Genomic DNA, 11,285 nt, shown 5'->3' on the forward strand with positions numbered 1-11,285 from the left:
TCGATGCCCGCTCATGCTGACCACCCGAACCTGACGACCGAGGCGCTGCGCGTCGCCGCCGATGCCGCTGCGCTGGCGATCCCGCCGGTCTGGCCCTTGGCATCAAGCGTCGCGGTCAATCCCTATCTCGGCCAGGCCGAGCTGGGCCTTGCCGAAACGTCCGCCCTGCTCGCGCGCGTTGCAGGCGTGCCAGTGACGATGCCGCGCGACTGGTTTCGCGCGCAGGTCGCCAAGGGCATGGTCACCGACGCTGACCTGACCGCTGCGTGGCAGAATTGCGGATCACCACGGCGCCCAGCGTCGATCGAAGCGCTCAAAGCGGCTGCCGATCAGGCGTCCGGTGACCCTGTGGCCGTGCCAACGGTCGCCGATCTTGCGGCAAAGGCATCGGGGATCGACTGGAATGGCGTTATCGCCGACCGGTTCGGCGGCTGGGCCGGCAGCTTTTTCGACGAGGGGCAAGCGCTGTGGGCAGCGCCGCGCGGGCACGGCGCCTATGAAGCGTGGCGGGCAGTGGCGACGCATGATCTGACGCCCGAAATCGTCGGCCTGCGCGGCTTCGGTGCCTTTGTCGCCGATGCGCCCGAACATGCCCCCGACGCGATTGCGCGGGCGGTCAACCGGCTGGGGCTGACCGCGCCCGCGCTCCACACCTATTTCCACCGGCTGTTGATCACGCTCGGCGGCTGGGCGCAATATGCGCGTTTCCAGCGCTGGCAGGCCGAGCTTGGTGGGGGTGCCGATGATACGATCACCGATTTTCTCGCGATCCGGCTGCTGTGGGAAGAAGCTTTGTTCGCACAGCATGAGGCAGAGATCCGCACGGCCTGGGCCGAGGTAATCGCCACCCATGCAGCGCCGGTCGAGCCGACCGACGCGCAGATCGTCGATGCGATTTTGCAAGAGGCTTGCGAGCGTGCGGCGCAACGCGATCTGGCGCGGACGCTCGCCAGCACTCAGAGCAGGGCCGAGCGCCCGATCCCGCTGCTGCAAGCGGCCTTTTGCATCGACGTCCGCTCCGAAGTCTATCGGCGCGCGCTCGAATCGATCGATCCGCAGATTCAGACGCTTGGCTTTGCCGGCTTTTTCGGGCTGACCGCGTCGCATCGGCGCTTTGGATCGGATGTCGCCGAACACCGGCTGCCGGTGCTGCTCAATGCAGGGCTAAGCACGCACTCGGGCAGTGACGCAGATGACACAGCCGACCGTTCGCTGCGCTACCGCGAGCGCGCGACCCGGGCGTGGGGCCGCTTCAAGCTTGCCGCAGTTTCCTCCTTCGCCTTTGTCGAAGCGACCGGGCCAGCCTATATCGTCAAGCTCGTTCGCGATGCACTCGGCCTCCATCCGAACCATGTCCCCAATGATCCGGCGCCGCAGCCCGACCCCGCGCTCGACCTGCCGACGCGGATCGCGATGGCGGCGTCGATCCTGCGTGCCATGTCGCTGACGGATGGCTTCGCGCGGCTGGTGCTGTTGGTTGGTCACGGCGCCAATGTCGTCAACAACCCGCATGCGAGCGGCCTGCATTGCGGCGCCTGTGGCGGCTATTCGGGTGAGGTCAATGCACGGCTGCTGGCCGGCCTGCTCAACGACCGGGCGGTGCGCGACGTGCTGGCCAGCGAAGGCATCACCATCCCCGAAGCGACTTTGTTCGTCGCGGGCCTGCACGATACGACGACGGACAGCATTTTCCTCTACCAGAGCGATCATCCCGCGTCTGACCATGCCGCCGACCTCGGCCGTGTCGAGGGCTGGCTAAAAGCGGCGGGGGTGATTGCGCGCACCGAACGCGCGATCCGCTTGCCCCGCGCGCATGGCGCGGCGAGCATTGCGCCGCGTGCCCGCGACTGGGCCGAGACCCGGCCCGAATGGGCGCTGGCGGGGTGCAAGGCGTTCATTGCCGCGCCGCGCCACCGCACCACCGGCAAAGACCTGAAGGGCCGCGCCTTTCTGCACGATTATGACTGGCATCAGGACACCAGCTTCGGCGTGCTTGAGCTGATCATGACCGCGCCGGTCGTCGTCGCGAGCTGGATCAGCCTGCAATATTATGGCTCGGCGGTGGCACCGGCGCTGTTTGGCGGCGGCAACAAGCTGCTCCACAATGTCATCGGTGGCGTCGGTGTGGTCGAGGGCAATGGCGGCCTGATGCGCCCCGGTCTGCCCTGGCAATCGGTGCATGACGGCAATGCCCTGGTCCACGAACCGCTGCGGCTGAGCGTCTGCATCGAAGCCCCGCGCGCGGCGATGACCGACATTCTGGCGCGCCATCCCGGCGTTCGGGCGCTGTTCGATAACGGCTGGCTGCATCTGTTCGCGCTCGACGATGATGGGCGGATGGCGTGGCGCTACGATGGCAATCTGGGTTGGACGGCGATGCTGGACGAGACGGACGGCGCCCGCAGCATGGAACTCGCTGCCTGAACGATCAGGCGCAATTGGCACGGCAAAGGGGTGTGTGTCCGCAGCAATAGCGGGCGGGCATCGAACCGATGCGACATTCCTATTCCCGTTGGCGCGCGCGATCCTCGATAAGGCGGTCATTCCGGCGACACCCCGCCCCAACGGAGATTGACCCATGATTGCTCGTCCTATCCTGCTTGCCCTCGCGCTCGCCGTCAGCGGCACCGTTGCCGAAGCGCGCGACACCGCCCCCAATGCGCCCGCGCCCGTCGCCAAGGCGTTAGGTATCGTGCGGATCCGCAGCACCCATAGCTTTGACGAAACCGTCGCGCGGCTGAAAGCGGCCATCGCGGCCAAGGGCGTGCGCTTCTTCGACGCCATCGACCAGCAGGCGCTGGGCAAGGAAGCCAATCTGACAATCGGCAAGTCGGTGATCGTGCGCTTCGGCAATCCGCCACTGGGGGTGCAATTCCTGCAGGCCAATCGTTATGCGGGCCTCGACTGGCCCGTGCGGATGCTGGTGATTGAGGAAGCCGATGGCAGCGTCTGGCTTGCCTGGACCGATTTCACCTTTATGGCGAAGCGCTATGGGATCACGACGCAGAATGCGCAGTTCAAGATGGCGGCAGAAGTCGCTGGTTCGATCGCCGCCGATGCAGCCAGATAAGTGATGCCCATGTCGGTCGCGCTGCTGAGTTTTGCCTTTCTGGTCGCGGCGGTGTGCGCCGCGATCATGGGCTATGCGATCCAGCGCGGCGCGACCTGCATGGTCGCGGCGGTCGATGAGGTGATCACCCGCCGCCGCGCCCACCGGTTGATCGCGCTGGTGGAGGCCGCTGCCTGGGTCGCAGGCGGGCTGATCCTGGCCAATATGGCGGGCATTCTGCAAATGGCCCCGGTCGGGCATACGCTGGGGATCGTCACCGTTTGCGGCGGCATCCTGCTCGGGATCGGCGCGCTCATCAATCGCGTCTGCGTGTTCGGGGCGATTGCGCGGCTAGGGTCGGGCGAGTGGGCTTACGCGCTGACCCCTGTGGGCTTTCTTCTTGGCTGTTTCGTCGCGGAGAGGCTGATGGCATCGGCCGCGCCCACGGCGACTGCATCACCGTTGTTCAGCGTCGGTCCCGTCCTCGTCGTGCCATTTCTGGTTTTCGCCGCATGGCGTGGCATCGAGGCGTTCGATGCCGTGCGAAACCGGCGGTTCGCGGCGCATATCTGGTCGCCGCACCGTGCGACGATGGTGATTGGGCTGGCGTTCGTGGTGATGCTGCTCACGGTGGGGAGCTGGGCCTATACCGACGCACTGGCATCGCTTGCGCACGGCATGGCGGATAATGTCGCTGCCAAAATGCTCCTTTTTGCCGCACTGCTGGTCGGCGCGCTGATCGGGGGCTGGACTGCTGGCCGATTGCGGCTGGTGGTACCAACGGTCGCCGACATGAGCCGCTGCCTGATTGGCGGCGCGATGATGGGCGTGGGCAGCCTGCTCATCCCGGGTAGCAATGACGGCCTGATCCTGATCGGTCTGCCCTTGTTGCAGCCTTATGCGTGGGTTGCGATGGCGAGCATGACCATCGCGATCGCGGTTGGCATGATCATCGAACGGCGTCTGGGCACGCGCTAGTCAGCTCTCACGCTTACTGCTAGATGGCAGCGGCCTTCGTGGGGAGGGGGTCGTCGCCAATGGAAATGCAGCAAGTCCGCTACTTCCTGTCGGTCGCACGCGTGCTCAATTTCACGCGCGCTGCCGAGGAATGCAATGTCACCCAGCCCGCCCTGACGCGTGCGATCAAGCAGTTGGAAGACGAACTCGGCGGTGACCTGATCCGGCGCGAGGGGCGCAACACCCACCTGACCGACCTCGGCAACCGGATGCAGCCGCTGCTCCAGCAATGCTATGACAGTGCGCTGACCGCCAAGTCGCTTGCGACCAAAATCCGCAAGGGCGAAGTGCCGTCGCTGTCGCTGGCGGTCTCTCGCACGCTCGACTTGGTCCATTTGATGCGGCCGCTCGGCGAAATGCACCGCAGTTTTGCCGGGCTGCAACTCAAACTGCGGCGTGGCACCGGCGCGCAGATTGCCGCGATGCTCAAAAGTGGCGAGGTCGATCTCGCGATCGGCGGGCCAATGGGCGAAAGCTGGGATCGGCTGGAAACCTGGCCGATGTTCAGCGAGGCGTTCGACCTTGTCGTCGGGGTCGATCACCCGCTGGCGATGCACAATGAGATTGATCTCGATGTCGAGCTGATCCGCGAGACACGGTTCCTGGTTCACGCCGATGCCGACATGGCCGAGTTTGAGACAGAACGGCTCGACGCTGCGGGCATCAATCTGGACCATGCGCATGAAGTCGATTCCGACCGCGATCTCGAAGCCTTGGTGATGGCTGAATTCGGGGTGGCAATCATGCCGGCGAGCGCGATGAACTCGTCGCGGGTGCGCCATGTCGCCTGCTCGGCGCTCGATCTGCGGCGGACGGTGGCGATTTATTCGGTGGCCGGTCGCGCCCGCTCGCGCGAGGCATCGGCCCTGCTCAATCTCGTGCGGTCGGCGGACTGGTCGCGGGCGTTAAGCGCTTACCAGCTTGACGGCGTCGAGTAGCGCGTCGAGTTCCATCCGGCGGCGATAATCGGGATCGACGTGGCGCGCGGCAATGATGCCGTCCTGCCCGACGACGAAAACGGCGGGAACCGGCAAGACCCAAGGCGAGTGGGCCTGATAACCGGGAATGTCCCAGCCCGCCCCGCCGATCATCGCTGACATGTTTTCATCGACCAGGATCGCCAGATTGATCGACAGCGTGTAGCCGCCACCGACATCGGTCAGGAAGGGGAATTGGGCGCCCGCTTCGGCCCGTAACTGCCGGGTAAACTGCTGTACTTCGGACGAAATTGCGACGATTTGCGCCGGTTTGGCCTCTTGCTCAATCTCGGCAAGGCCGATCATGTTGAGCCGACAATAGGGGCACCAATGCCCGCGATGAAAGGCAAGGACGGCGGGCCCGCGCTCGAGCAGTGAATCGAGCGTGACCAGCCGTCCTTCATGATTGGGCAGGCAGAAATCGGGCATGACATCGCCAACCATTGGCGCCGTGCTGCCGGCCTGTGCCGCCTCAAGCCGGGCGACAAAGGCATCGACTGCCGCTGCAAAATCGGGCCCATTGGCGCGAACGCAATCCGCGATATGTTTCAGCCGCTCGCCCAGAGTCAGGTCGCGATTGCGCACTTCCTGAAAGGCATTTTCGATTTCTGCGACGAGCGGATGTGGCATGATTGGTCCCCCGACCACGAGCGATATCACACTGCTGCCCGAACGGGGTAGCAGGTGATGTTATTTGGCAGCGGACGTCTCGACCATTTCGCCAGCGCAAGCTTCGTGCAGGACAAAGCCCTCGCTCGGATCGACTTCGGCACGCCAGGGGGCCTTTTCGAGCGTTTCGGAGGTGTGGCGATAGCCCGCCTCCCAGCGCTTGCGGATGCCGTCGGCGCTGAAATCGACGTCCTTGGCGTGATCCTCATAGTCGAGCGCCGGTGCGAGCAGGCGGATGACATGCATCTGCGTGGTGCAGCCATAGCCGGTCAGCCCGCGCTGTTTGAGGCTCGCGAGCGCTTCTGCGGGAATCAGCGCGGTCATTTCGGCGATGATGTGGCGCATCTTGTGGAGCTGGCGCTGGCGCTTGATGTGCGATGCGGCACGGCTCGAATATTGAACGTCCTTCTGGCGGTTCATCACTTCCCAGATGGTTTCGGGCTCGCGACCGTCGGGGTTCCACAGGTGGACCGCGAAGACCATCCCGTTCTTGCGCGGATTGTCGTCGAACACGACTTCGACCGGCGTGTTCGACAGGATCCCGCCATCCCAGTAAAGCTGGTCGTCGATCCGCACCGCCGGGAAGGCCGGCGGCAGCGCGCCCGATGCCATGATGTGGCGCAAGTCGATCGTCTGGTCACGGCTGTCGAAATAGGTCATTTCGCTGGTCTGGACATTGGATGCGCCGACCGTCAGCCGGACGGGGCCATTGTTGATCTGGTCGAAATCGACGAGCTCGCCCAGCGTTTCAGCCAGCGGCGCGACCGAATAATATCCGGCCTGCTCGGCGCCCAAGGGCGCGTGCGAACTCATGAACGCTGCCGTATTCGGGCGAAAGAACGACGGAATGCCGGTGGTCACCGCCATCATGTTGCGCGCGGCCGCCGGGAACCAGGCCGGGAGCGGCATGCCCATGAAGCGATCACTTTCGACGCGCTTCCAGAATTCGCGCATCCGGCTGAGTCCGTCCTTGGCAGGGCCACCTGCAATCAGCGCCGCATTGATCGCGCCAATCGACGTGCCGACCACCCAATCGGGCGCGATGCCGGCTTCCTCAAGCGCCTGATAGACGCCGACCTGATAGGCGCCCAGCGCGCCGCCGCCTTGCAGCACCAGAACGATCTGGCCGTAGCTTGAAATCTCTTCGTGAAGGCTCTTCATGGTGGTTGCTCCTATTCGGTAAAGCTTATGGTTATTGGGCGGTCCAGCCGCCATCGACGGGCAGTGCCGTGCCGGTGATCGATGCGGCGCTGGCGCTGCACAAGAACACCGCCAGCGCGCCAAGCTCCTCGACCGTCGCAAAGCGCTTGGTCGGTTGTGCCGAGAGCAGCACGTCGCGGATCACGGCGTCGCGGTCGATGCCCCGGGCTTTTGCGGTATCGGCAATCTGATTCTCCACCAACGGGGTCCATACGTAGCCGGGGCAAATCGCGTTACAGGTAACGCCATGCTGCGCGCCTTCGAGCGCCACGGTCTTGGTCAGGCCGAGCACACCATGTTTGGCGGCGACATAGGCGCTCTTGAACGGCGACGCGACCAGTGCATGCGCCGAGGCGACATTGATGATCCGGCCATAGCCCGCTGCCTTCATCGGCGCGAAGGCGGTGCGGATCGTGTGGAACGCCGCCGACAGGTTGAGCGCAATGATCGCGTTCCATTTGTCGACCGGGAATTCCTCGATCGGCGCGACATGCTGGATGCCGGCATTGTTGACGAGGATATCGACTTGGCCAAGCAGTGCGATGCTGTTGTCAATCAGCCCTGCAGCACCGGCGGCATCGAGCAGATTTGCCCCATCATAAGCGACGCTGCCGCCATGTTTGGCGAGTGCCGCGCAGGTCGCTTCGATCGCGGCGGGGTCGCCCAGACCATTAATGACGAGATCGGCACCGGCTTCGGCCAGTGCGTGGGCGATTCCGAGTCCAATACCGCTGGTCGATCCGGTAACAACGGCGACGCGTCCGGCGAGTGGCTTTGCGGTGGCGGGCAGGTTCATGGCGAGCATCCTTTGGTGGAAATGATGACCGCTAACTGCCCAAAGCGGTGCATCGATTGAAATGCCGTTTCTGCATCGACTCGATGCGCCAAAGCCATTGGGCGCGGACGCGCTCAACGCGTAGAGCAACATGGTGTCAGCGAACCGGCGTTTCGGTTCCCGGACCCGATATTGCCAACCAACAGGAAGACCGATCATGACCAAGACGACCCTTCGCAATGCCCTGTTCGCGCTGCTCGCAGCCACCACTGTCGCTTCGCCCGCCTTGGCGGGTGAATGCCCGGCCGCCAAGGCGGGGGTCAACCCGCTCACGGGCGCGCCGACAGCGCCCAAGGGCGTCACCGATACCGTCATCGGCTCGGTTGATCTCAACGCCGAAATCAACGTGCCCGATCGCCAGCTCCGCACGCGCCGCCTCGTCGTCCAGCCGGGTGGCATCGTGCCGCTGCATAGCCACAAGGACCGCCCGGCGCTGATCTATACCCTCAGCGGCGCGATCACCGAATATCGCAGCAGCTGCATGGTGCCGATCCAGCACAAGGGCGGCGACATCGCACGCGAAGCCGACGGCATTTCGCACTACTGGATCAACCACGGCAAGGTGCCCGCGGTGCTGTTGTCGTCGGACGTCCACCACGGCAACTGATCCCGACCGCGTTGACGACCAGGATAGGGGCTCCGCTTGCGCAGGCGGGCGGGGCCCTTCGTCCGCTATCAATCGTTAGATGATGGCGCGTTTGAACCGGCCAGATTCGACAGGTGAGAAGATGCTGAAACTGCTTGTATTCTATGGCTCATATCGCAGTGATCGCGTCGGCATCCGCTTTGCGCACTATCTGCAGAACGGCTTCGCCAGTCGCGGCCATGATGTCGAGTTGATCGATGCCAAGGCGATCAACCTGCCGATGCTCGACCGGATGTTCAAGGAATATCCGGCTGGTGACGCGCCGCCCGCCATGGCCGAACTGGCGGCCAAGACCCGTGCGGCTGACGGCTTCGTCTTCGTGACCGGCGAATATAATTGGGGCATGCAACCGGGCCTCAAGAACCTGACCGACCATTTCCTCGAAGAATGGTTCTGGCGGCCTGCGGCGGTCGTCAGCTACTCACCCAGTCAGCTCGGTGGCGCGCGTGCGGCGATGGCTTGGCTCCCGACGCTGTCGGAAATGGGGATGGTGGTGATTTCGAGCACCCTCAACGTCGGCCAGATCAGCCAGACGCTCGACGCCGACGGTCGGCCCATGGGCTCGGGCGGCGACTATCTCGAGCAGCGCTTCCCGCGCTTTGCCGCCGATCTCGAATGGTGGGCGTCGGCAGCCGCGCACCAGCGGTCGGTGCAAGATCCGCCTTATTGAGCCAGCTCGGTCGTTGCAGGTGCCGGGGACCGACCCCGGCGCCCGAGGCGCGTCCTCACGCTGAGCGGCGGGCAAACAGCTCGACGACACGTCCCAAAGTACACTCTTCCAGCGCATCGTCGAACTTTTCGGCCCGCAGCATCTCGGCAAGCGCGCGCTGGCGCTGGCCGATCAAGTCGACGGCCTGCAACGACGTGGCGTGCTTTGATACCACTGCAGGATCGGCGCACAGCTCGGCGCCAAGGGTTTCGATGTCGGCGGCGAGCACGGCGAGTTCGCGCGCGATGACTTCCAATTGAGCGCGATCAGGCTGCAACCGACATACTCCGGATCGGGCAAGCCTGGGCTGCCAGCTGGGCAGGCGCGGCCAGTGCCGAGACGCCGCGCGCAATCGCGGCTTCCGCCATCGTCGGGACAAGCGCGGTCGCCGGGTCCTGCGCAAGACAGGTGCCACCGGCCGCCTTGATCGCGCCAACGCCGGCTGCACCGTCGCTGCCATCGCCCGAGAGAATGACGCCGATCGACTTTGCCCCGGCGGTTTTTGCTACCGAGCCGAACAGCAAATCGGCCGACGGGCGCACGCCATTGACCGGATCGCGATCGACGAGACGCAGGCGTCCGCCCGGCCAGCGATCGACCACGGCATGGAAGCGCGGATCGATGGCAATGTAGATCACGCCCTGCTCAAGCGCCTCACCATCGGACGCAAGTTTGATCTTGGCGGCCGAGCTTTGCGACAGGCGCGAGGCAAAGGGCACGCCCAGGCCTTCGTCGATGGCCAGCGACACGATCGTCGGCGGACAATTGGCGGGGAAGGCCGCGAGCATTTCGGATGCGGCTTCGATCGAGCCCATGCCCCCGGCGACAGCAATGATTTCGCCGTCCCACACATAGTCGCCCGGCACAGCGACCGGCGCGGCCGCAGTGGGCAGCTTGCGCGCGGCAAGGTTGGTCTTGGCCGCCGTCAGCACGATTTTGCAGAGCTTGCCCGAAATCTTTTCGAACTCGTCGGGCGTTGCGCGTTGCGGCTTGGGGAAACAGTCGACCGCACCCAGCTCGATCGCGCGCAGCGACACGTCGGCGCCTTTCTGTGTAAGCGTCGACAGCATCACCACCGGGATCGGTCGCGTCTCCATCAGCTCGGCCAGAAAATCGAGCCCGTTCATCCCCGGCATTTCGACGTCGAGCGTCAGCACATTGGGGTGCAGCTCCTCGATCATCTGCCGGGCTTCGTCGGCACCATCGGCCGCGCCGACAACGACGATGTCCTTGCTGCGCTCAAGCGCGTTGGTGAACAGCGCCCGCATGGTTATCGAATCGTCGACGACGAGAACTTTGGTCTTGGCCATTACTGGATACTCTCAAACACGAATGATGAACTAAGCGGCTTCGGCAATGTCGTGGGCATGGGTCAGCGATGGCAGGTCGAGGACCATCACCATCCGGTCGTCGATCGAGACCAGCCCTTCGAGGAAGGGGACGACCGTGTCACCGGTCGCCGGTGGCACTTGCAGCGATTCGGCGGGAAAAGTGACGATGTCGCTGACCGAATCGACGATCAGGCCGCGAAACTGTCCGGCGATCTGGGTGACGATGATCACGTGGCGCGCGGTCGCCTCAGTCGCGCGCCAGCCGAGCCGGGCAGCGAGATCGACCACGGGCAAGACGGTGCCACGCAGATTGACCACGCCCGCAACATAATGCGGCACATGCGGCAAGCGCGTGGTCGGCGTCCACGCCCGGATTTCGCGAATGGCCATGATGTCGATGCCGAAGACCTGCGATTCGACTTCGAAAGTGATGAGCTGGCGGTTCATGATCGGTCCTTTCGCGGGGATTAGTGCGTGACGCGCCGGACGGCGGCAGCGAGTTTTTCGGCGTCGAAGGGTTTGACAATCCAGCCGGTGGCACCAGCCTGGCGGGCGCGCGCCTTCTTCTCATCCGACGATTCGGTTGAAAGGACCAGGATCGGGCGGTGCACATGCGGTCCCCCGGCGCGGACGCGTTCGATCAGGCCAAAACCGTCCATGCGCGGCATGTTGATATCGGTGATCACAACGTCGCAGTCGTTGCAGGCCAGCCATTCGAGCGCGGAGACGCCGTCATCGGCCTGCTCGACCTCAAAGCCGTGACCAACAAGGGCGTGTTTGAGCAGGCTGCGCATTGTTGCGCTGTCGTCGACCGTCAAGATGCGTGTCTTGGGATTTGCCGCTGTCATCGTT

Annotated in this window: 13 protein-coding genes; 6 read left to right on the forward strand and 7 right to left on the reverse strand. The window is 64.4% G+C overall.

The window, feature by feature from the left end:
- Positions 1 to 3 precede the first annotated feature (3 nt).
- From K2W81_RS00130 to K2W81_RS00145, 4 genes are all read left to right on the forward strand, one after another.
- Complete coding sequence (locus K2W81_RS00130) at positions 4 to 2,424, forward strand: YbcC family protein (protein WP_294100287.1); 2,421 nt, start codon at positions 4 to 6, stop codon at positions 2,422 to 2,424.
- 154 nt (positions 2,425 to 2,578) lie between these two features.
- The gene (locus K2W81_RS00135; RefSeq protein ID WP_294100288.1) at positions 2,579 to 3,070 is read left to right on the forward strand and encodes a DUF302 domain-containing protein; all 492 of its coding nucleotides are present in this window, start codon (positions 2,579 to 2,581) and stop codon (positions 3,068 to 3,070) included.
- Positions 3,071 to 3,073: 3 nt separating this feature from the next.
- Positions 3,074 to 4,027, forward strand: a complete 954-nt coding sequence (locus tag K2W81_RS00140) for a YeeE/YedE thiosulfate transporter family protein (RefSeq protein ID WP_294100289.1) — start codon at positions 3,074 to 3,076, stop codon at positions 4,025 to 4,027.
- A gap of 59 nt (positions 4,028 to 4,086) precedes the next feature.
- Entirely contained in the window at positions 4,087 to 5,004 is a 918-nt protein-coding gene (locus K2W81_RS00145; RefSeq protein ID WP_294100290.1) for a LysR family transcriptional regulator, read from the forward strand.
- Here K2W81_RS00145 and K2W81_RS00150 read toward each other — a convergent pair.
- From K2W81_RS00150 to K2W81_RS00160, 3 genes are read right to left on the reverse strand one after another with little or no spacing between them, the layout of a single operon-like run.
- On the reverse strand, positions 4,972 to 5,673 hold the full coding sequence (locus K2W81_RS00150) for a peroxiredoxin-like family protein (protein ID WP_294100291.1): 702 nt from the start codon (positions 5,671 to 5,673) through the stop codon (positions 4,972 to 4,974). The two genes, K2W81_RS00145 and K2W81_RS00150, sit on opposite strands and share 33 nt — an antisense overlap.
- A 60-nt stretch (positions 5,674 to 5,733) precedes the next feature.
- On the reverse strand, positions 5,734 to 6,873 hold the full coding sequence (locus tag K2W81_RS00155) for a patatin-like phospholipase family protein (protein WP_294100292.1): 1,140 nt from the start codon (positions 6,871 to 6,873) through the stop codon (positions 5,734 to 5,736).
- A gap of 31 nt (positions 6,874 to 6,904) precedes the next feature.
- On the reverse strand, positions 6,905 to 7,708 hold the full coding sequence (locus K2W81_RS00160) for a 3-hydroxybutyrate dehydrogenase (protein ID WP_294100293.1): 804 nt from the start codon (positions 7,706 to 7,708) through the stop codon (positions 6,905 to 6,907).
- A 196-nt stretch (positions 7,709 to 7,904) separates the two neighbouring features.
- Between K2W81_RS00160 and K2W81_RS00165 the strand changes: the two genes are divergently transcribed.
- Together K2W81_RS00165 and K2W81_RS00170 are read left to right on the forward strand one after the other, a co-directional pair.
- A complete protein-coding gene (locus K2W81_RS00165) occupies positions 7,905 to 8,354 on the forward strand; it encodes a cupin domain-containing protein (RefSeq protein WP_294100294.1) in 450 nt (149 codons plus the stop codon).
- Between the two features lie 121 nt (positions 8,355 to 8,475).
- Complete coding sequence (locus K2W81_RS00170) at positions 8,476 to 9,063, forward strand: NAD(P)H-dependent oxidoreductase (RefSeq protein WP_294100295.1); 588 nt, start codon at positions 8,476 to 8,478, stop codon at positions 9,061 to 9,063.
- Between the two features lie 55 nt (positions 9,064 to 9,118).
- Here K2W81_RS00170 and K2W81_RS00175 read toward each other — a convergent pair whose 3' ends face one another.
- The 4 genes from K2W81_RS00175 to K2W81_RS00190 are packed head-to-tail and all read right to left on the reverse strand — an operon-like array spanning position 9,119 to position 11,281.
- Positions 9,119 to 9,358: a hypothetical protein gene (locus K2W81_RS00175; protein WP_294100296.1), complete on the reverse strand. Its 240-nt coding sequence runs from the start codon at positions 9,356 to 9,358 to the stop codon at positions 9,119 to 9,121.
- Between the two features lie 10 nt (positions 9,359 to 9,368).
- A complete protein-coding gene (locus tag K2W81_RS00180) occupies positions 9,369 to 10,412 on the reverse strand; it encodes a chemotaxis protein CheB (protein WP_294100297.1) in 1,044 nt (347 codons plus the stop codon).
- Positions 10,413 to 10,442: 30 nt separating this feature from the next.
- Positions 10,443 to 10,880 (reverse strand): chemotaxis protein CheW, encoded by a 438-nt coding sequence (locus tag K2W81_RS00185; RefSeq protein WP_294100298.1) that lies wholly within the window; start codon positions 10,878 to 10,880, stop codon positions 10,443 to 10,445.
- 20 nt (positions 10,881 to 10,900) lie between these two features.
- Positions 10,901 to 11,281 (reverse strand): response regulator, encoded by a 381-nt coding sequence (locus K2W81_RS00190; RefSeq protein ID WP_294100299.1) that lies wholly within the window; start codon positions 11,279 to 11,281, stop codon positions 10,901 to 10,903.
- Positions 11,282 to 11,285 lie beyond the last annotated feature (4 nt).

Source organism: Sphingomonas sp. (assembly GCF_019749955.1).
Classification (GTDB): domain Bacteria; phylum Pseudomonadota; class Alphaproteobacteria; order Sphingomonadales; family Sphingomonadaceae; genus Sphingomonas.

Excerpts from the sequence above, each read along its gene's own strand:
- K2W81_RS00165 (WP_294100294.1), top strand. The coding sequence starts at position 7,905 with ATGACCAAGACGACCCTTCGCAATGCCCTGTTCGCGCTGCTCGCAGCC.
- K2W81_RS00155 (WP_294100292.1), bottom strand. The coding sequence starts at position 6,873 with ATGAAGAGCCTTCACGAAGAGATTTCAAGCTACGGCCAGATCGTTCTG.
- K2W81_RS00185 (WP_294100298.1), bottom strand. The coding sequence starts at position 10,880 with ATGAACCGCCAGCTCATCACTTTCGAAGTCGAATCGCAGGTCTTCGGC.
- K2W81_RS00135 (WP_294100288.1), top strand. The coding sequence starts at position 2,579 with ATGATTGCTCGTCCTATCCTGCTTGCCCTCGCGCTCGCCGTCAGCGGC.
- K2W81_RS00160 (WP_294100293.1), bottom strand. The coding sequence starts at position 7,708 with ATGAACCTGCCCGCCACCGCAAAGCCACTCGCCGGACGCGTCGCCGTT.
- K2W81_RS00145 (WP_294100290.1), top strand. The coding sequence starts at position 4,087 with ATGGAAATGCAGCAAGTCCGCTACTTCCTGTCGGTCGCACGCGTGCTC.
- K2W81_RS00180 (WP_294100297.1), bottom strand. The coding sequence starts at position 10,412 with ATGGCCAAGACCAAAGTTCTCGTCGTCGACGATTCGATAACCATGCGG.
- K2W81_RS00140 (WP_294100289.1), top strand. The coding sequence starts at position 3,074 with ATGCCCATGTCGGTCGCGCTGCTGAGTTTTGCCTTTCTGGTCGCGGCG.
- K2W81_RS00190 (WP_294100299.1), bottom strand. The coding sequence starts at position 11,281 with ATGACAGCGGCAAATCCCAAGACACGCATCTTGACGGTCGACGACAGC.
- K2W81_RS00150 (WP_294100291.1), bottom strand. The coding sequence starts at position 5,673 with ATGCCACATCCGCTCGTCGCAGAAATCGAAAATGCCTTTCAGGAAGTG.
- K2W81_RS00130 (WP_294100287.1), top strand. The coding sequence starts at position 4 with ATGCCCGCTCATGCTGACCACCCGAACCTGACGACCGAGGCGCTGCGC.
- K2W81_RS00170 (WP_294100295.1), top strand. The coding sequence starts at position 8,476 with ATGCTGAAACTGCTTGTATTCTATGGCTCATATCGCAGTGATCGCGTC.